The sequence below is a fragment of the Streptomyces sp. NPDC088785 genome, assembly GCF_044750685.1.
Classification (GTDB): Bacteria; Actinomycetota; Actinomycetes; order Streptomycetales; family Streptomycetaceae; genus Streptomyces.
Genome location: NZ_JBIVKH010000003.1, coordinates 590,399 through 608,563 on the forward strand (window position 1 = coordinate 590,399; position 18,165 = coordinate 608,563).

Below are 18,165 nucleotides of genomic sequence, written 5' to 3' on the forward strand. Positions count from 1 at the left end.
GCGCGGCGCTCAGGCGGGTTTCGTGCCGTGCACGCGCGCGTACTCCGCCGCGAGCCACGGCCCGAGCTCCTCTGTGTACAGGTGCAGGGTGGCGGGGTCCCCGCCGGGGGTGTGCCCGGCCACCGCCGCGGCCCTGACCTGCGGTGCCCACCGCGGGTAGTAGCGCGCGAACACCTCGGCCATCTCCGTGAGGTCGCTCGTCCAGCCGTTCCAGCGGGGCATGACGAGGGTGAAGGCCGTGCGCACGAGCCCGCGGGCGACGAGCCGGTCGAGCGCGCGCCGTTCGTCGTCGGTGGCCGCCCGCGCGATCCGCTCGCGCCAGCGGGGCAGGCGGGCGGCCAGATCCCCGTTGGTCTCCCGGGCCAGCCGCGAGGTGGGCCGGTAGCGCGGGAGGTCCTCGGCCAGGTCCTCGCCGAGCAGCGGCGTGCACAGGCACGCCACGAACCACCCCATGTCGTACGTCTCGGCCGCGCTGAGCAGCCGGCCCCGGTCGTACACGAGCGTGCTCACCCCGTCGACCTGCGGGAACTCCTTGTCCAGCGCGGCGTCGAGGGTACGTGCGTCGGCCCGGTCGGCGTCGGTGGGCGCGGCGCGCAGCACCAGCAGCAGGTCGAGGTCGGAGCGGCCCGGGCGCGCGGTGCCGCGGGCCACGGACCCGTACAGGTACGCGCTCGACAGGCGCGCGCCGAAGACGTCGAGCAGCCGGTCACGGGCGGCGGCCACGACGGGGCGGAAGGGGTCCCGGACGCGTCCCAGGGAGCCTTCGCGCGCGATGTATCCCTGGGCGTCGAGCCCACGGTGCGGATCGGCCATGGGGCAACTGTGCAGGGAAGAGACGCGGGGAGCACGCCATTTCCCCGCTTCCGCACGTCCGTACGACCAGCCCTGCGGGGCCGGGCCACGCGGCGCGGGGCGCGCGCCGGTGCCCACCGCGGCCGCCGCGCGTCGTGCCGTTTCGTGCCGTTTCGTGCGTCTACGCGGACGGGTCCCGCCACGAGGTGTGGCGGGACCCGTCGCGTACGGAACCCGGGGTCAGCGCGAGCGCTTCGCGAGGCGCTCCACGTCCAGCAGGATCACGGCGCGCGCCTCCAGACGCAGCCAGCCGCGGCCCGCGAAGTCGGCCAGCGCCTTGTTCACGGTCTCGCGGGAGGCGCCGACCAGCTGGGCCAGCTCCTCCTGCGTGAGGTCGTGCACGACGTGGATGCCCTCCTCGGACTGCACGCCGAAGCGGCGCGACAGGTCGAGCAGCGCGCGGGCCACACGGCCCGGCACGTCGGAGAAGACCAGGTCGGACATCTGGTCGTTCGTCTTGCGCAGGCGGCGGGCGACGGCGCGCAGCAGGGCGGCGGCCACCTCCGGCCGTGCGTTCAGCCAGGGCTGGAGGTCGCCGTGGCCGAGACCGAGCAGCTTCACCTCGGTCAGCGCGCTGGCGGTCGCGGTGCGCGGCCCGGGGTCGAACAGCGACAGCTCGCCGATCAGCTCGCCGGGACCGAGCACGGCCAGCATGTTCTCGCGGCCGTCGGGGGAGGTGCGGTGCAGCTTCACCTTGCCCTCGGTGACCACGTACAGGCGGTCGCCGGGGTCACCCTCGTGGAACAGGGCGTCGCCGCGCGCGAGGGTCACCTCACTCATGGAGGCGCGGAGCTCCGCGGCCTGCTCGTCATCGAGCGCCGCGAAGAGCGGGGCGCGCCGCAGAACGTCGTCCACGAGTTTCTCTCCTATGTCGCCTGCAGTGTGGGAACGGTCGGGAAAGCCTCTCCCGACTGCCCATTTTGCCGGACGGTCCAAACAGTGTGATCAGTCACTCAGCTACAAGTCTGCCGCACCTGCGCCACAACCCGAGGGGGAGGGGGCCAATCGGGGGCCGATCCAGTGGCTCCGGGGCGGATGTCGGTGCCGGGCTTTAGGCTGGCCGGGTGTCCAAAAAGCCGGTGAGAGCGCAGGCGGAGGGGGCTGGGACGATGCCGGACGCCCATGATTCCGCTGTGGGCGAACAAGCCCGTCCGGAGCCCGTGGCCTGCGCCGTTCCGGTTGCCGCACCGCCCGGTACCGCCCAGGGGAAGGCCGCACAGTCGATGCCCGCGAAGAAGAAGGCGGTGGCCGAGAACGCCCCGCCGAAGAAAGCCGCCACGAAGAGCACGACCCCCTCGGCGAGCACGGCGAAGAGGTCCCCGGCGGCTCCGTCGAAGAAGACCTCGGCAGCTCCCGAGAAGACCGCCACCGCCAGTAAGAAGGCGGCAGCCAGTAAGAAGACGGCAGCCAGTAACAAGAAGACGGCAGCCACCAAGACGACGGCAGCCAGTAAGAAGACGACGACGGCAGCCAGTAAGAAGACGGCAGCCAGTAAGAAGGCCGCCGCTCGGCCCGAGTCCCGGACCGCGCTGGTCCGGCGCGCCCGCAGGATCAACCGGGAGCTCGCGGAGACGTATCCGTACGCCCACCCCGAGCTGGACTTCGAGAGCCCCTTCCAGCTGCTGGTCGCCACGGTCATGTCGGCCCAGACCACCGACCTGAGGGTCAATCAGACGACCCCGGGCCTGTTCGCGAGGTACCCGACCCCGGAGGACCTCGCGGCGGCGAACCCGGAGGAGGTCGAGGAGCTGATCCGGCCGACCGGGTTCTTCCGCGCCAAGACCCGGTCGATCATGGGCCTCGCCAAGGCGCTGACCGAGGACTTCGGCGGCGAGGTCCCGGGCCGCCTGGAGGACCTGGTCAAGCTGCCCGGCGTGGGCCGCAAGACGGCGTTCGTGGTGCTCGGCAACGCGTTCGGACGCCCCGGCATCACCGTCGACACCCACTTCGGCCGGCTCGTGCGCCGCTGGAAGTGGACGGACGAGACCGACCCCGACAAGGTCGAGAAGGCCGTCGGCGAGCTGTTCCCGAAGAGCGAGTGGACCCAGCTCAGCCACAACGTGATCTTCCACGGCCGCCGGATCTGCCACGCCCGCAGACCGGCCTGCGGCGCCTGCCCGATCGCCCCGCTCTGCCCGGCGTACGGCGAGGGCGAGACGGACCCCGAGAAGGCGAAGAAGCTGCTCAAGTACGAGAAGGGCGGCTTCCCCGGCCAGCGGCTGAATCCGCCGCGCGGGTACCTCGACGCGGGCGGCATCGCGGCCCCGCCGCTGGGCGGTGCCACGTCCGGGTGACGGAGGGGAAAGACGGAACGAAGCGGGGGTGGGCGGGCGTTGGGACCATCACGACAGGTACGGGGGCGGCGATGAAGCACGCGAGCGGGATCAGCGGGACGAGCGGGATGAGCGGGACGAGCGGCCCCCGGGGCGCCGGGGACGACGGCGGCGGCCCGCCGGACGTCACCGTGCGCACCGACGGCCTGCCCGCCTGGCTCGACCCCGTCGCGCGGGCCGCCGCCACCCTCCGCGGCGAGCAGCTCAGCCGCTTCCTGCCGCCCGCGGACGGCGCGGGCCGGCAGTCCGCGGTGCTGATCCTGTTCGGCGAGGGCGACCGCGGGCCCGAGCTGCTGCTCATGGAGCGCGCGGGCTCCCTCAGATCGCATGCGGGCCAGCCCTCGTTCCCCGGCGGCGCCCTCGACCCGGAGGACGGCGACCCGCGCGCCGAGGGCCCGCTGCGCGCCGCCCTGCGCGAGGCGTGGGAGGAGACCGGCCTCGATCCGCACGGCGTCCAGCTCTTCGGCGTCCTGCCCAAGCTGTACATCCCGGTGAGCGGCTTCGTCGTCACGCCCGTCCTGGGCTGGTGGCGGACGCCCACCCCCGTCGCGGCGGTCGACCCGGCGGAGACGGCCCGGGTCTTCACGGTCCCCGTGGCCGACCTGACCGACCCGGCCCACCGGGCGACGACGGTCCACCCGAGCGGCCACCGCGGCCCCGCCTTCCTCGTGGAGTCGGCGCTGGTGTGGGGGTTCACGGCGGGCGTGATCGACCGATTGCTGCACTTCGCGGGCTGGGAGCGCCCCTGGGACCGGGAGAACACGGTGTCACTCGACTGGCGCTCATGACAGGGTGGTCGCCGTGCTGTGCAATCCCGGTGACTGCGATGTGGGGCGAGGCGTGACGAGGCGGGGCGTGACGAGGGCGGGGCTGTAGACGGTGAACGTGCTGGACATCCTGCTGCTCGCCGCCGCCGTGTGGTTCGCGGCCGTCGGCTACCGCCAGGGCTTCGTCGTCGGCGTCCTGTCGGTCATCGGCTTCCTGGGCGGCGGTCTCGCCGCGGTCTACACCCTGCCGGTGGTGTGGGGCGCGATCACCGACGACGCGACCGTCTCCACCACCGCGACGGTCGTCGCCGTGGTCGTCGTCATCGTCTGCGCCTCGGTCGGCCAGGCCTTCACCACGCATCTGGGCAACAAGCTGCGCAGATACATCACCTGGTCCCCGGCCCGGGCGCTGGACGCGACGGGCGGCGTCCTGGTCAATGTGGCGGCGATGCTGCTGGTGGCGTGGCTGATAGGTTCCGCGCTCGCCGGGACGGCGCTGCCGACGCTCGGCAAGGAGGTCCGCGGCTCGAAGGTGCTGCTCGGTGTCTCCCGCGCGCTGCCGGCGCAGGCGGACACCTGGTTCGCCAACTTCTCCTCCACCCTCGCGCAGAACGGATTCCCCCAGGTCTTCAGCCCGTTCGCGAACGAGCCGATCACCGAGGTCCGCCCGCCCGACCAGGCGCTGGCGACCAGCCCCGTCGCCACGCGCGCCCGCCGCTCCATCGTCAAGGTCGTCGGCCAGGCGCCCAGCTGCGGCAAGGTCGTCGAGGGCACCGGCTTCGTCTTCGGCGACCGCCGCGTGATGACGAACGCGCACGTGGTGGGCGGCGTCGAGGAGCCCACCGTCCAGATAGGCGGCGAGGGCGTGAAGTACGACGCGAAGGTCGTCCTCTACGACTGGAAGCGGGACATCGCCGTCCTCGACGTGCCGTCACTGCGGGCGCCCGCGCTGCATTTCACGCGCACGGACGCCGAGCGCGGCGGCGGCGCGATCGTCGCGGGCTTCCCGGAGAACGGCTCGTACGACGTGCGCCCCGCGCGCGTACGCGGCCGGATCGACGCCAGCGGCCCGGACATCTACCACCGGGGCACGGTCGAGCGCGACGTGTACTCGCTGTACGCGACGGTGCGTCAGGGCAACTCGGGAGGACCGCTGCTGACCCCCGAAGGCAAGGTCTACGGCGTGGTCTTCGCGAAGTCCCTCGACAACGACGAGACGGGCTACGCGCTGACCGCCGACGAGATCGCCACCGACATCACCCGCGGCCGCACGGCGGCCCAGCAGGTGGACACGGACGCCTGCGCACTGTAGGTACCGGAGGCGAAGTCCGGGGCGCGGCACGGGAGTCGGGGCGCCCCGGCGGGGGATCTCAGGTGCGGCTGGTATGCCGAAGCCGCGCCGAGACCCAGCGGGCCCGACGTCGCAGAATACGCGGAATGCCCAGGTGGGGGTCGTGCGCCGGAGTGTCCTGCGGCGCCCCCCTCTGGGGAGAGCCCAGCGTCATCGCTGGGCGGCGGGTGCGTGCTGCGTCACTGTAGTCGTGCGTCCAGCCCATACAACGACGTCTGCCCGGGCCTCATGGTCGGTAATCTCTCCCATCGCCCCCAAAATGGCGTATGCGTGAGGCAATTGGCTGTTCGTAGGACAGGCGTTCGCGCCCGCGCTCGGGCCGCTCACCGAGGGCGTACGCCCCCTCACCGGTCGGGCTCGGGATCCTTCAGCCAGTTCACGAGTTCCTTGGAGAACGCCTCGGGGTCCTCCTCGTGCGGGAAGTGCCCGAGACCGTCGAACAGCCGCCAGCGGTAGGGGGCTTCGACGTACTCGCCGGAGCCCGCCGCGCTCCGGGTGCGCATCACGGGATCGAGCGAACCGTGCAGATGCAGCGTCGGCACCCGCACCGGCCGCTTCATGCGCCGGTTGAACTGGATGCCGTCGGGCCGCGCCAGCGAGCGCACCATCCACCGGTACGGCTCGATGGAGCAGTGCGCCGTCGACGGGATGAGCATCGCCCGCTCATAGGTCCGTACCGTCTCGTCGTCGGGCTGGTGCGGTCCCGACCAGTCCCGTACGAGCTTGCCGACCAGCGCGCCGTCGTCGGCGACGAGCTGCCGCTCCGGCAGCCACGGCCGCTGGAAGCCCCAGACGTAACCGCCCGAGCGCGACTGCCGGTGGTCGGCGAGCATCGCCGAGCGCCAGCGGCGCGGGTGCGGCATCGAGGACACCGCGAGCCGGCGCACCAGCTTGGGCCGCATCACGGCCGCCGTCCACGCGAGGTAGCCGCCGAGGTCGTGCCCGACGAGCGCGGCGTCCGGCTCGCCCAGCGACCGCACCACACCGGTGATGTCGAGCGCCAGGTTCGCCGGGTCGTAGCCGCGCGGCGTCCGGTCGCTGCCGCCCACGCCCCGCAGGTCCATGGCGACCGCCCGGAACCCCGCGTCGGCGAGCGCGACGAGCTGGTGCCGCCACGCCCACCAGAACTGCGGGAAGCCGTGCAGCAGCAGGACCAGCGGCCCGTCACCCATTTCGGCGATGTGGAACCGCGCGCCGTTGGCGGCGACGTCCCGGTGGAGCACCTCCCGGACGCCCGGGACCTCCAGGCGTACGACAGAGGCGGGGGGCGGTGCGGCCGAAGGAGTGGCGGGGTCCGTCATGAAGACGAGCGTGCCACAGCCTCGATGGCCTCGGGCACACGGTCGCCGGCCGTCACCTCGCGCGGGTGGGGCTTGGCGTGCTGGAGGACGCCCGCCGACTCCTTGAACGACGCGGCGACCTTCTGCGGGCCCTTGCCCTTCCTGGCCTTCTTGGCGAAGAGGACGCCGATCAGGCTCAGCAGCAGTGCCAGGAACAGGCTGGCGGCGAAGGACAGCAGGAAGCACCAGGCGAGGTTCCAGCCGCCCCGGCCGTTGAAGCCGCCGGTCCAGGCGTTGATGGCGTAGGCCAGGGCGAAGCTCAGCATGGGCAGGGAGAAGACCAGGACGGACACGGCCACGGTGAACATGCCACCGCTGGTCGCCCCGCGCTTCACGTCCTGCTTGAGCTGCGCCTTCGCCAGGGCGATCTCGTCGTGCACCAGTGCGGACATCTCGGTCGTCGCCGAGGCGAACAGCTGGCCGATACTGCGTTCGGCGCCGACCGGGCTGCCGTCGGGTGCGCTCATCGCGTACTCCCTGTCGTTCTGTCGGTGCTCCGTATGTGCGGACTCGTTGTCAGATCATGCCGGACGCTCGTCCTCGTCGCCTGCCCCGGCCGCCACTTCGGCACGCCTGCGGTGCTCCGCGGCCTTTTTCTCGTGCATCTCGGCCATCCGCAGGTGGTACTCCGGGTTGCCGATCTCGTAGATGTCGGGGACGCCGTCCTCGTCCTCGTCGCGCTCCTCGGTCTCCCACAGGGCGCGGTACTTGGCGTTGCGCATCTTCAGCAGCACGCTGCTGAGCACGGCCGCGATCAGCGAGCCCACCAGGACGGCCGCCTTGACCTCGTCGGTCAGCAGCGGATCGTCGGTGAAGGCGAGTTCGCCGATGAGCAGCGAGACGGTGAAGCCGATCCCGGCGAGGGAGGCGACGGCGAACACGTCCGCCCAGGCCAGCCCGTCGGGCAGGGACGCCCGGGTGAACCGGGCCGTCAGCCATGTGCCGCCGAAGATGCCGACGGCCTTGCCGACCACGAGACCGAGCACCACGCCGAGCGTCTCCGGCCGGGTGAACACGTCCCCCAGGGCGCCGCCGGACACCGCGACACCCGCGCTGAACAGGGCGAAGAGCGGTACCGCGAGCCCCGCCGACAGGGGGCGCACCAGATGCTCGATGCGCTCGCCGGGGGAGTGCGCCTCGCCCTCCTCGCGGTGGCAGCGCAGCATCAGGCCCATGGCGACACCGGCGATGGTGGCGTGGATCCCGCTGTTGTACATCAGGCCCCAGATGACCAGCGCGAGCGGCACGTACACGTACCAGCCGCGCACCCGCCGGCGCAGGAGCACCCAGAAGACCGCGAGGCCGACGGCGGCGCCGGCCAGCGCCACGAAGTCGAGGTCGCTGGTGAAGAAGACCGCGATGATCAGGATGGCGAAGAGGTCGTCGACGACGGCGAGGGTGAGCAGGAAGGCGCGCAGGGCGCTCGGCAGCGAGGTCCCGATGACGGCGAGCACGGCGAGCGCGAAGGCGATGTCGGTGGCGGTGGGCACGGCCCAGCCGGACAGGGCGCCGCCGCCGGTCGAGGCGACGACCGTGTAGACGAGGGCGGGCATCGCCATGCCGCACAGGGCGGCGACGACCGGCAGCGCGGCGGCCTTGGGGTCGCGCAGGTCGCCCGCGACCAGTTCGCGTTTGAGTTCGATGCCGGCGACGAAGAAGAAGACCGCCAGGAGTCCGTCGGCCGCCCAGTGTCCGACGGAGAGGTGCAGGCCGAGGGCGGACGGGCCGAGGTGGAAGTCGCTGACGCTCTCGTAGCTGTGGCTGATCGCCGGCACGTTCGCCCAGATGAGGGCGGCGATGGCGGCGGCGAGGAGCAGGACGCCGCCGACGGTCTCGGTGCGCAGTGCCTCGGTGAGGAAGTTCCGCTCGGGCAGGGAGATCCGGCCGAGTACGGTGCGGTCGGACGTGCTCTGCTTCTGGGGCGCTGCCACGAGGGGACCTCCGGTCGGGTACGGCTGATGACATCGCCGACCAGACTTCCCGGCACACCCTGTGAACTTCATGGCGCGTTCTTGACGCGGACTTCACCCTACCGGGTGTACGCGAGACGGACCTGGTGACCGTCACGATACGCACGAAACGGGCACCCGGCGCGTTCGCCGGGTGCCCGTTCCGTACGTGCCCGTGGGTGATCCGGGGGATCAGTCCTCGCTGGACGTCGCGGGGAGCTTGGTCTGGATGAGGTCCATGACGGAGGAGTCGGCGAGGGTGGTGACGTCGCCGACGGCCCGGTTCTCCGCGACGTCGCGCAGGAGGCGGCGCATGATCTTGCCGGAGCGGGTCTTGGGCAGTTCGGCGACGGGGAGGACGCGCTTGGGCTTGGCGATCGGGCCGAGCACGGAGCCGACGTGGTTGCGCAGGTCGGCGACGAGCGAGGCGTCCTCGGCGTTCGCGGTGCCGCGCAGGATCACGAAGGCGACGATGGCCTGACCGGTGGTCTCGTCGGCGGCGCCGACGACGGCGGCCTCGGCGACGGCCGGGTGCGAGACGAGCGCGGACTCGACCTCGGTGGTGGAGATGTTGTGCCCGGACACGAGCATCACGTCGTCGACGCGGCCGAGGAGCCAGATGTCGCCGTCCGCGTCCTTCTTGGCGCCGTCACCGGCGAAGTACCGGCCCTCGAAGCGGGACCAGTAGGTGTCGATGAACCGCTGGTCGTCGCCCCAGATGGTGCGCAGCATCGACGGCCACGGCTCGGTCAGGACCAGGTAGCCGCCGCCACCGTCCGGTACCTCGTTCGCCTCGTCGTCGACGACGGTCGCGGAGATACCGGGCAGGGCGCGCTGCGCGGAGCCGGGCTTGGTCTCGGTGACGCCGGGCAGCGGGGCGATCATCATGGCGCCGGTCTCGGTCTGCCACCAGGTGTCCACGATGGGCGCCTGGTCGCCGCCGATGTTCTTGCGGTACCAGATCCACGCCTCGGGGTTGATCGGCTCGCCCACGGACCCCAGCACGCGCAGGCTGCTGAGGTCGAACTTCGCGGGGATGTCGTCGCCCCACTTCATGAAGGTGCGGATCGCGGTCGGCGCCGTGTAGAGGATCGTGACGCCGTACTTCTGCACGATCTCCCAGAACCGGCCCTGGTGCGGGGTGTCCGGGGTGCCCTCGTAGATGACCTGCGTCGCGCCGTTCGAGAGCGGGCCGTAGGTGATGTACGAGTGGCCGGTGACCCAGCCGATGTCGGCCGTGCACCAGTACACGTCCGTCTCGGGCTTGAGGTCGAAGACGGCGTGGTGCGTGTACGACGCCTGGGTGAGGTAGCCGCCGGAGGTGTGCAGGATGCCCTTCGGCTTACCCGTCGTGCCCGACGTGTAGAGGATGAAGAGCGGGTGCTCGGCGTCGAACGCCTCCGGCGTGTGCTCCGCGGACTGCCGGCCGACGACGTCGTGCCACCACACGTCGCGGCCCTCGGTCCAGGCGACGTCCTGGCCGGTGCGCCGCACGACGAGGACCTTGTCGACGGGCGCGCGCGTCAGCGCCTCGTCGACGGCCGGCTTGAGCGCGGACGGCTTGCCGCGGCGGTAGCCGCCGTCGGAGGTGATGACGAGCTTGGCGTCGGCGTCCTCGATGCGCTTGGCGATCGCGTCCGCGGAGAAGCCGCCGAAGACCACCGAGTGCGCGGCGCCGATGCGCGCGCAGGCCAGCATCGAGATGACGGCCTCGGGGATCATCGGCAGGTAGACGGCGACGCGGTCACCCTTCTGCACGCCCAGCTCGGTCAGCGCGTTCGCGGCCCGGCTGACCTCGTCCTTCAGCTCCGCGTAGGTGAGGGCGCGGCTGTCGCCGGGCTCGCCCTCGAAGTGGATGGCGACCCGGTCGCCGTTGCCCGCCTCGACGTGCCGGTCGACGCAGTTGTAGGCGACGTTGAGCTTGCCGTCGGCGAACCACTTCGCGAACGGCGGGTTCGACCAGTCGAGGGTCTCGGTCGGTTCGGTGGCCCAGGTGAGGCGGCGGGCCTGCTCGGCCCAGAAGCCCAGCCGGTCAGCCTTGGCCTGCTCATACGCCTCGGCCGTGACATTGGCGTTCGCCGCCAGGTCAGCGGGCGGCGCGAAGCGTCGCTCTTCCTTCAGAAGATTGGCCAGGCTCTCGTTGCTCACGGCTTCTGCCTTTCCCAAGGTGTCCGTTGTGTCCCAGGCCACAGCTCATCAGACGTCGACCCCTGGTGACAAGGGGTGTCCGAAAATTGGTTTAGACCTATAGCTCTGGAGTTCATGCGTGTGGCTCCCGACGGTGCCGGGAGCCACACGCTCTCACCTGTCCCACGGATCCGGGAAAGGGCCGGTTCAGGCCGGGGCCGCTCCGGAGTCCTCGTAGGCGGCCGCCTCGACCTGGCCGAAGACGGGATCACGCTCCTCCAGCAGGTAGGCCTGGGCCTCGCCGACGTGGAAGTACATCCCGTGCAGTTCGAGGACGCCCGCGTCCAGGGCGCGCGCGACCGAATCGTGCGCCCGCAGATGCTCCAACTGCTGGACGACATTGGTCAGACAGAGCTGCTCGACCGTGTCGGCGGGCGCCCGGCCCGCCAGCCGCGCCCAGGGCAGCGCCGCGTCGCCCATCCGCTCCAGGCTCGGCATCCCGTGCCGCAGCCACCGCTTGAGCGGCGTGAGCGCCCCGGGCGTGGACGGCGGACTGCTCAACAGCGCCTGCATCGCGCCGCATCCGGAGTGCCCGCACACGGTGATCGACTGCACCTTGAGGACGTCGACGGCGTACTCGATGGCGGCGGCGACCGAGTCGTCCCCGCTCTCGGCGCCCGGCAGCGGCACCAGATTCCCCACATTGCGCACGACGAAGAGGTCGCCGGGGCCGCTGGACGTGATCATCGAGGTGACGAGCCGGGAGTCGGCGCAGGTCAGGAAGAGCTGCGTGGGCTTCTGCCCCTCCCGCGCGAGCCGGGCCAGCTCGTCGCGGACCAGCGGCGCGGTGTTCCGCTGGAAGGCGCTGATGCCGCTCGCCAGGTGGTGCCCGCCGCGCGGCGGCGCCGTCCGCGCCGAGGTGTCGGGGGCGGGGGTGTGCGGCCGGTCGTCGCAGTGGTGGTTGCGCCAGGGCGTCCAGGGGCGGCAGCAGGCGTGCGAGGCGCTCGCGGGCTCCGCGATCCGCGCGCCGCCGCGCCCGGCGACCTCGACCTGTCCGCCCTGGGAGATGTGGGCCTTCTGCCAGCCCTGAAGGGCTTCGTACGCGGCATGGTCCATGAAAGATCCGTCCAACTCCACTACGCAGCTCGCCCCGTGGGGCACCTGATGAAGGGTGCGGCTCAGCCGGGGCACGGCGAGGAACGTCAACTGGCCGCGCACGCGCACGTGGTGGACACCGCGGGCGTCCTCGTCGTGCGTGATCCGGGTGCGCGCGAGGCGCTGCATCGCGACGCCGACGGCGACCGCGACACCGAGACCGACGCCCTGGAGGACGCCGAGGACGACGACGCCGAGGGTGGTCACGACGTAGACGAGCACCTCGCGGTGGCGGGTGACCGTGCGGATGTGGTGCAGGGACACCATCTGGATGCCGACCATCATCACCAGCGCGGCGAGCGCGGCGAGCGGGATCAGCTCCAGGACGGGGACCAGGAGGAGGGTGGCCGCTACTACCCAAACGCCGTGCAGCACCGAGGAGTTCCCGCTGACGGCGCCCGCGTTGATGTTCGCCGTGGAGCGCACCGCGACGCCCGCCACGGGCAGCCCGCCGAGCGAGCCGGAGACGATGTTCGAGGCGCCCTGGGAGAGCAGCTCGCGGTCCAGGTTCGAGCGGCGCATCGACGGCGGCAGATCGGGCCGGCCCGCGGCCATCTTGTCCACGGCGACGGCGCCGAGCAGCGACTGCACGCTGCACACCAGGGTGGTGGTCAGCACGGCCGCGGCGATCCCGAGCACCGGCCCTTCGGGCAGCCCGGCCAGCGCGTGGCTGCTCCAGGACGGCAGGTCGACCGCGGGCAGGCTCAGGCCGAGCAGCGCGGCGGTGACGCTCGCGGCGGTCACGGCGACCAGGGCGGCCGGCACCTTGCGCGCGAGGGTCCCGGCCCGGCCCGGGATGCGGGGCCAGCCCAGCAGTACGGCGAGGGTGAGGACGCTGATGGCGAGCGCGGCCGGGTGCACATGGGCCAGCTGGTGCGGCAGCGAGCCCAGGTTGGCGAGCACGGAGCTCTGCGGGGTGCCGCCGAGGACGATGTGGATCTGGGCGACGGCGATGGTGATGCCGATGCCGGCCAGCATGCCGTGCACGACGGCGGGGCTGACGGCCAGTGCCGTGCGCGCCACGCGCAGGCAGCCGAGCCCGAGCTGGGCGACTCCGGCCATCACGGTGATGGCGCAGGTGGTCCGCCAGCCGTAGCGCTGGATCAGCTCGGCGGTGACCACGGTCAGGCCCGCGGCGGGGCCGCTGACCTGGAGCGGGGCGCCGCCCAGGACACCGGCGACGATGCCGCCGACGGCGGCTGCGACGAGCCCCGATTCCAGGGGCGCGCCGGTCGCCAGGGCGATGCCGAGGGACAGCGGCAGGGCGATCAGGAAGACGGCGATGGACGCCGAGAGGTCGGCGCCCGCGATGCGGAAGCGGCGGCGGGGCGCCGGTGGCGGGCTGTGGGCCGGGTGGGCGGCGTCGGTCGGCTCGCCCGGTCGTTCGGAGTCACTGGCGCGGGTGGGTACGCAGGCTGACATGTGTTCCCGTCTCCTCCGGGGTGCAGCGCGGTCGCGGAATGTGGGGGACCCCCGGGCGGTGGGTGGGGGTCGGTCGCGGCCGTGGTTCACGGCGTGCAGCGGCGGGATGAAAATCGACGTTCGATATCAACGCTCGGTAAATGGATAGTAATGCAGAGTAAAGGATCCGGCGGGATCAAAGGGGCATATGGGGCAAGGCTTCACTCTGAGTGGTGAACAAAAAGTCTGGTCGGCTTGTCGTACAAAACGACTTCGATCTTCGTGCGACGTTGGCGGCGCCGCCCGCCGGAAGCGGGCATTTCTCGCATTCACCACCTGTCAGCCGACCCCAGGAAGAAGGTGGGCGGAAGATGGCCGCCACCCGAAGGATCGCTCCCCGCCCGGCCGTGCGGCTCGCCGCGGGCCTCACCGCCGCCGCGGCCTGCGCCGCCGCGCTCGCCGGCTGCGGCACGGACGCCCCGCCCCACCGGGGCGCCCCGGGCCCCAAGAAGGCCGTCGCGCCCCACAAGGGCGCCCCGGGCAGTGTGCTCCGTCTCATCGGCGACGGATCGACCGCCTACACCGGCCGGCAGCCGCACCTGCCGAGAGCCGACCGCCTCAGGGCGGGACAGAAACCACCGCAGTTCGTCGTCTTCTCCTGGGACGGCGCGGGCGAGGACAGCCAGCGCCTCTTCTCGCACTTCCGCAAGGTCGCCAAGAAGAACAACGCGACCATGACGTACTTCCTCAGCGGCGTGTACATGCTTCCCGAGGACAAGGCGGGCGAGTACCACGCGCCGCAGCACTCGCCGGGCCGCTCCGACATCGGCTTCAACGACCTCAAGGGAATCAGGGACACCGCCGAGCAGGTGCGCGGCGCCTGGCTCGAAGGCAACGAGATCGGCACCCACTTCAACGGCCACTTCTGCGGCAAGGACGGCGGCGTCGGCCAGTGGTCGGTGCCCGAGTGGAAGAGCGAGATCGCCCAGGCGAAGTCGTTCGTGAAGTCGTGGAAGACCAACACGGGTCTGACGAAGGCGGCCCCGCTGCCCTTCGACTACGACAAGGAACTCATCGGCGCCCGCACGCCCTGCCTCGAAGGGCAGAAGAACTTCATGCGCGCCGCCCACGACCTGGGCTTCCGCTACGACACCAGCGGCGTCAACAACCAGGTCTGGCCGAAGAAGAAGAACGGCCTGTGGGACCTGTCCATGCAGCTCGTGCCGTTCCTCGGCCACTCCTACGAGCAGCTGACGATGGACTACAACTTCGCCGTGAACCAGTCCGGCACCATGCACGGCGACCCCGACAAGCACGCCTACTGGGGCAACCAGATGCGCGACAGCCTGCTGGCGGGCTTCGACCGCGCCTACCGGGGCAACCGCGCCCCGCTGATCATCGGCAACCACTTCGAGTCCTGGAACGGCGGCACCTACATGCGTGCCGTCGAACAGACCGTCGAGAAGGTCTGCAACAAGCCGGACGTGCGCTGTGTGTCCTTCCACCAGCTCGCCGACTGGCTCGACGCCCAGGACGCCACGACGCTCGGCAAGCTCGCCGAGCTGCCCGTCGGCAAGGCCCCCGGGCAGGGCTGGCCGGCCTTCCTCAACGGCGGCAGCCCGGCCCCGGCCCCCAAGGGGGTGCCGGGCGCACCGGCCGCCAAGCCGTAGCCGCGACGGGGTCCGCACCGGGCCGCTGGCCCGAGGGGACGCCGGGGCCGGCCCGTGACACCGGGCCGGCCGGGCCGCGGGTCATGCGGTGGCGGTGACGCTCTCCTGGAGGACGAAACGGGGATCGACCTGCGACGCGAGGTCGGCCCCCGTCTTCTCGTTGCCCCAGCTCTGGGCGTTCTTCACGTGGAAGTGGACCATCTGGCGCGTGTACCGCTCCCAGTCGCGCGCCTCGTACGTGGCGTCGGCCGCCTCCTGAAGCGCCCGCAGGGAGGCCCTGTTGGGCTCCTCCAGGTGGTCGAAGCGCGGCGGGCGCCCCTTCTCCATGGCGCGCACCCAGTCGGAGTGCCCGACGGTGACGAGCAGGTCGTCCCCGACCTCGGCGCGCAGGAAGTCGAGGTCGTCCTGGCCCTGCACCTTGTTCCCCACGACCTTCAGCGCGACGCCGAAGTCCCGGGCGTACTCCTTGTACTGGCGGTAGACGGAGACTCCCTTGCGCGTCGGTTCGGCGACGAGGAACGTCATGTCGAAGCGGGTGAACATGCCCGAGGCGAAGGAGTCCGAGCCGGCGGTCATGTCGACCACGACGTATTCGCCGCGGCCGTCGACCAGGTGGTTCAGGCACAGCTCCACCGCTCCGGTCTTGGAGTGGTAGCAGGCGACGCCGAGGTCGGCTTCGGTGAACGGCCCGGTGACCATCAAACGCACGGCGTCACCGTCGAGTTCCACCTCCCGGGCGCACGCGTCGTACACCGGGTTGTTCTCCCGCACGCGCAGCAGCCGCGAGCCCTCACCGGGCGGCGTCGTCTTGATCATGGTGTCGGCGGAGGCGATGCGCGGGTTCGAACCGCGCAGGTAGTCCTTGATGAGCGGCAGCCGGGCGCCGAGCGCGGGCAGGTCGGCGGCGACGTCGTCGTCGAGACCGAGGGCCGCGCCCAGGTGCTGGTTGATGTCGGCGTCGACGGCGATGACCGGCGACCCGGTACTGGCGAGGTGGCGGACGAAGAGCGAGGACAGCGTGGTCTTGCCGCTGCCGCCCTTCCCGACGAAAGCGATCTTCATGTTCACAAAGGGTAGCGTCGCGGTCACTGTTCGTGGTGCTCGCGCGTGAAGAAGACCACTCCTTCGTGGGGCGCAGGCCCCGGGACCGTAGGGTCGTACTCATGAGTACGACAGCCGACCCCCTCGCCGCGCTCGCGACCCTGCCCGGCGTGGCCGACTCCGTGGACTCCGTGCGCAAAGCCGTGGACCGGGTCTACGGGCACCGGGTCATGCGGCGCCGCAGCACCGAGGTCACCGCCGAGGCCGCCCTGCGCGGGGCGCGCGGCAGCGCGGCGCTCTCCGGCGCGGACTGGAACCTCGAAGAGGTCCGCCGGCGTACCGACTTCAGCGGCGCCGACGGCGACCCGGAGGCGCCCGTGGTGGGCGCCGCCCTGCGGCTGACCGCCGAGGCGGGGCAACTGCTGTCCATCTGGCGCCAGTCGCCGCTGCGGGTGCTCGCGCGGCTGCACCTGGTCGCGGCGGCCGACCAGGGGGACACCGTGGGGCGTCCGCGCACTCCCGGCGAGCCGGTGGACGAACCGCTCATCGAGCTTCCGGTGCCGGACGCGGACGAGGTGGCGGGCCGCCTCGAAGGGCTCGCCCAGCTGATCATCACGGGCAGTGCGGCGCCCGCCCTGGTGAGCGCCGCCGTCGTGCACGGCGAGCTGCTCGCCCTGCGCCCCTTCGGCTCGCACAACGGTCTGGTCGCGCGGGCCGCCGAACGCATCGTCCTGGTCGGCAGCGGCCTCGACCCCAAGTCGATCTGCCCCGCCGAGGTGGGCCACGCGGAGCTGGGGCGCGCGGCCTACGCGGCCGCGCTCGAAGGCTATGTGTCCGGCACCCCGGACGGGATGGCCGCCTGGATCACGCACTGCGGCAAGTCCGTCGAGCTGGGAGTCCGCGAGTCGACGGCGGTGTGCGAGGCGCTTCAGCGCGGCGCCGCCTGAGCTCTCCCGCGACCGGTCCCCGCACAGGGGTGCGGCGGTACGAGTCCTCGTACCGCCGCTGGCATGGCCACTGGGTTACCAAGCGTCCTCGATGTGTTGCCCATCAGGTCGGGGTCTTTGCCCGTCGCCTGGTGCGGCTGGCCCGTAATCGACGGGTCGACGTCGCGTGGGTGCCCGGTGTCCATGCGCGGTCCGTGGGGCCTTTGCGTGTGAAGGTGATCCTCTCGGATGTCCTTGGTCTCGCGGGCCGTTGACTCCTTTGTACTCCTCGCCGGGGGGATGCGAAAGCCCTGGCCGCACTTCTTTACTTTTAGCTTCAAATAGGGGCGAAACGGGCAGCGGTCTCCGCGTGCCTACGCGCCCGGGAGCGCCCTGCGCCGACTGGCGTACCAGACCAGTCCCGCCGTGGCGGCGGCCGCGCCGAGCGCCGCGGCGGCCACGAGTGCCGGGCGGGACGGGGCGGACAGGTGGGGCAGCCGCTGCTTGAGGCGGACCGGCTTGTGGAAGTCGAGAATCGGCCACTCGCGCGCGAGCGCCTCGCGCCGCAGCGTCCGGTCGGGATTGACTGCGTACGGATGCCCGACGGAACTCAGCATCGGCAGGTCGGTCGCCGAGTCGCTGTACGCGTAGCAGCGCGCGAGGTCGTACCCCTCGGAGGCGGCCAGCTCCTTGACGGCCTCCGCCTTGGTCGGCCCGTACGCGTAGTACTCCACCTCGCCGGTGAAGCAGCCGTCGTCGCCGACGACCATCCGCGTGGCCACCACCCGGTCCGCGCCGAGCAGCTCCCCGATCGGCCCGACGACCTCGGCGCCCGAGGTGGAGACGATGACCACGTCCCGGCCGGCGGTGTGGTGCTCCTCGATGAGCGACGCCGCCTCGTCGTAGATGATCGGGTCGATCAGGTCGTGCAGCGTCTCGGCGACGATCTCCCGCACCTGTCGCACGTTCCAGCCGCGGCAGAGCGCCGACAGGTATTGGCGCATCCGCTCCATCTGGTCGTGATCGGCGCCTCCGGCCAGGAAGACGAACTGCGCGTAGGCCGTACGCAGCACGGCCCTGCGGTTGATCAGTCCGCCTTGGTAGAACGATTTGCTGAACGTGAGCGTGCTCGACTTGGCGATGACGGTCTTGTCCAGGTCGAAGAACGCCGCTGCGCGGGGCATCGAGTGAGGCACGGAGTGGTTTTCCACAAGCCCGAGCATAGGCGCCCACCATTCGGCGTAAGCTGTGGC

General features: G+C 71.6%; 15 protein-coding genes. 5 read left to right on the forward strand and 10 right to left on the reverse strand.

Annotated elements, in window-relative coordinates; all coding sequences use genetic code 11:
* Nucleotides 1–9 precede the first annotated feature (9 nt).
* Together ACIP5K_RS13355 and ACIP5K_RS13360 are read right to left on the reverse strand one after the other, a co-directional pair.
* The gene (locus tag ACIP5K_RS13355) at nucleotides 10–813 is read right to left on the reverse strand and encodes a nucleotidyltransferase domain-containing protein (protein ID WP_401408646.1); all 804 of its coding nucleotides are present in this window, start codon (nucleotides 811–813) and stop codon (nucleotides 10–12) included.
* A 219-nt stretch (nucleotides 814–1,032) separates the two neighbouring features.
* A complete protein-coding gene (locus ACIP5K_RS13360; RefSeq protein WP_016642758.1) occupies nucleotides 1,033–1,707 on the reverse strand; it encodes a Crp/Fnr family transcriptional regulator in 675 nt (224 codons plus the stop codon).
* Between the two features lie 368 nt (nucleotides 1,708–2,075).
* Here ACIP5K_RS13360 and nth point away from each other — a divergent pair, with 368 nt between their 5' ends.
* The 3 genes from nth to ACIP5K_RS13375 all read left to right on the forward strand — a co-directional run bounded on the left by nth (nucleotide 2,076) and on the right by ACIP5K_RS13375 (nucleotide 5,264).
* Nucleotides 2,076–3,146 carry an endonuclease III gene (gene nth, locus ACIP5K_RS13365; RefSeq protein ID WP_401408649.1) on the forward strand — a complete coding sequence of 357 codons (1,071 nt, stop codon included), beginning with the start codon at nucleotides 2,076–2,078 and terminating at the stop codon, nucleotides 3,144–3,146.
* 107 nt (nucleotides 3,147–3,253) lie between these two features.
* Nucleotides 3,254–3,973 (forward strand): NUDIX hydrolase, encoded by a 720-nt coding sequence (locus ACIP5K_RS13370; RefSeq protein ID WP_401409004.1) that lies wholly within the window; start codon nucleotides 3,254–3,256, stop codon nucleotides 3,971–3,973.
* A 91-nt stretch (nucleotides 3,974–4,064) separates the two neighbouring features.
* Nucleotides 4,065–5,264, forward strand: coding sequence for a MarP family serine protease (locus tag ACIP5K_RS13375; RefSeq protein ID WP_401408652.1), 1,200 nt, complete (start codon nucleotides 4,065–4,067; stop codon nucleotides 5,262–5,264).
* Nucleotides 5,265–5,322: 58 nt separating this feature from the next.
* Here the strand turns inward: ACIP5K_RS13375 and ACIP5K_RS13380 are convergent, their stop codons facing one another.
* The 6 genes from ACIP5K_RS13380 to ACIP5K_RS13405 form a co-directional block, all read right to left on the reverse strand.
* Nucleotides 5,323–5,508, reverse strand: a complete 186-nt coding sequence (locus tag ACIP5K_RS13380; protein ID WP_401408655.1) for a hypothetical protein — start codon at nucleotides 5,506–5,508, stop codon at nucleotides 5,323–5,325.
* Nucleotides 5,509–5,647: 139 nt separating this feature from the next.
* Entirely contained in the window at nucleotides 5,648–6,604 is a 957-nt protein-coding gene (locus tag ACIP5K_RS13385; RefSeq protein ID WP_401408658.1) for an alpha/beta fold hydrolase, read from the reverse strand.
* Nucleotides 6,601–7,110 carry a phage holin family protein gene (locus tag ACIP5K_RS13390; protein WP_401408661.1) on the reverse strand — a complete coding sequence of 170 codons (510 nt, stop codon included), beginning with the start codon at nucleotides 7,108–7,110 and terminating at the stop codon, nucleotides 6,601–6,603. The genes ACIP5K_RS13385 and ACIP5K_RS13390 overlap by 4 nt, the downstream gene beginning before the upstream one ends.
* Nucleotides 7,111–7,164: 54 nt before the next feature.
* On the reverse strand, nucleotides 7,165–8,574 hold the full coding sequence (gene nhaA, locus ACIP5K_RS13395) for a Na+/H+ antiporter NhaA (RefSeq protein ID WP_401408664.1): 1,410 nt from the start codon (nucleotides 8,572–8,574) through the stop codon (nucleotides 7,165–7,167).
* 210 nt (nucleotides 8,575–8,784) lie between these two features.
* The gene (gene acs / locus ACIP5K_RS13400) at nucleotides 8,785–10,782 is read right to left on the reverse strand and encodes an acetate--CoA ligase (protein ID WP_401408667.1); all 1,998 of its coding nucleotides are present in this window, start codon (nucleotides 10,780–10,782) and stop codon (nucleotides 8,785–8,787) included.
* Between the two features lie 144 nt (nucleotides 10,783–10,926).
* Nucleotides 10,927–13,296, reverse strand: coding sequence for a bifunctional SulP family inorganic anion transporter/carbonic anhydrase (locus ACIP5K_RS13405; protein WP_401408670.1), 2,370 nt, complete (start codon nucleotides 13,294–13,296; stop codon nucleotides 10,927–10,929).
* A gap of 350 nt (nucleotides 13,297–13,646) precedes the next feature.
* Between ACIP5K_RS13405 and ACIP5K_RS13410 the strand changes: the two genes are divergently transcribed.
* Nucleotides 13,647–14,945 (forward strand): hypothetical protein, encoded by a 1,299-nt coding sequence (locus tag ACIP5K_RS13410; protein ID WP_401408673.1) that lies wholly within the window; start codon nucleotides 13,647–13,649, stop codon nucleotides 14,943–14,945.
* Nucleotides 14,946–15,026: 81 nt separating this feature from the next.
* Here the strand turns inward: ACIP5K_RS13410 and ACIP5K_RS13415 are convergent, their stop codons facing one another.
* Nucleotides 15,027–16,007 carry an ATP-binding protein gene (locus tag ACIP5K_RS13415; RefSeq protein WP_401408675.1) on the reverse strand — a complete coding sequence of 327 codons (981 nt, stop codon included), beginning with the start codon at nucleotides 16,005–16,007 and terminating at the stop codon, nucleotides 15,027–15,029.
* 101 nt (nucleotides 16,008–16,108) lie between these two features.
* On the opposite strand from ACIP5K_RS13415, the gene ACIP5K_RS13420 reads away from it, so the two are divergent.
* Nucleotides 16,109–16,933, forward strand: coding sequence for an oxidoreductase (locus tag ACIP5K_RS13420; RefSeq protein WP_401408677.1), 825 nt, complete (start codon nucleotides 16,109–16,111; stop codon nucleotides 16,931–16,933).
* 353 nt (nucleotides 16,934–17,286) lie between these two features.
* Here ACIP5K_RS13420 and ACIP5K_RS13425 read toward each other — a convergent pair whose 3' ends face one another.
* Nucleotides 17,287–18,135, reverse strand: a complete 849-nt coding sequence (locus tag ACIP5K_RS13425) for an HAD family hydrolase (protein ID WP_401408680.1) — start codon at nucleotides 18,133–18,135, stop codon at nucleotides 17,287–17,289.
* Nucleotides 18,136–18,165 lie beyond the last annotated feature (30 nt).

Bases quoted from the DNA above. Each gene is read 5' to 3' on its own strand.
- nth (WP_401408649.1), top strand. From the start codon at position 2,076: ATGCCCGCGAAGAAGAAGGCGGTGGCCGAGAACGCCCCGCCGAAGAAA.
- ACIP5K_RS13370 (WP_401409004.1), top strand. From the start codon at position 3,254: ATGAGCGGGACGAGCGGCCCCCGGGGCGCCGGGGACGACGGCGGCGGC.
- ACIP5K_RS13405 (WP_401408670.1), bottom strand. From the start codon at position 13,296: ATGTCAGCCTGCGTACCCACCCGCGCCAGTGACTCCGAACGACCGGGC.
- ACIP5K_RS13415 (WP_401408675.1), bottom strand. From the start codon at position 16,007: ATGAAGATCGCTTTCGTCGGGAAGGGCGGCAGCGGCAAGACCACGCTG.
- ACIP5K_RS13420 (WP_401408677.1), top strand. From the start codon at position 16,109: ATGAGTACGACAGCCGACCCCCTCGCCGCGCTCGCGACCCTGCCCGGC.
- ACIP5K_RS13355 (WP_401408646.1), bottom strand. From the start codon at position 813: ATGGCCGATCCGCACCGTGGGCTCGACGCCCAGGGATACATCGCGCGC.
- ACIP5K_RS13410 (WP_401408673.1), top strand. From the start codon at position 13,647: ATGGCCGCCACCCGAAGGATCGCTCCCCGCCCGGCCGTGCGGCTCGCC.
- ACIP5K_RS13380 (WP_401408655.1), bottom strand. From the start codon at position 5,508: ATGGGCTGGACGCACGACTACAGTGACGCAGCACGCACCCGCCGCCCA.
- ACIP5K_RS13425 (WP_401408680.1), bottom strand. From the start codon at position 18,135: ATGCTCGGGCTTGTGGAAAACCACTCCGTGCCTCACTCGATGCCCCGC.
- ACIP5K_RS13390 (WP_401408661.1), bottom strand. From the start codon at position 7,110: ATGAGCGCACCCGACGGCAGCCCGGTCGGCGCCGAACGCAGTATCGGC.
- ACIP5K_RS13385 (WP_401408658.1), bottom strand. From the start codon at position 6,604: ATGACGGACCCCGCCACTCCTTCGGCCGCACCGCCCCCCGCCTCTGTC.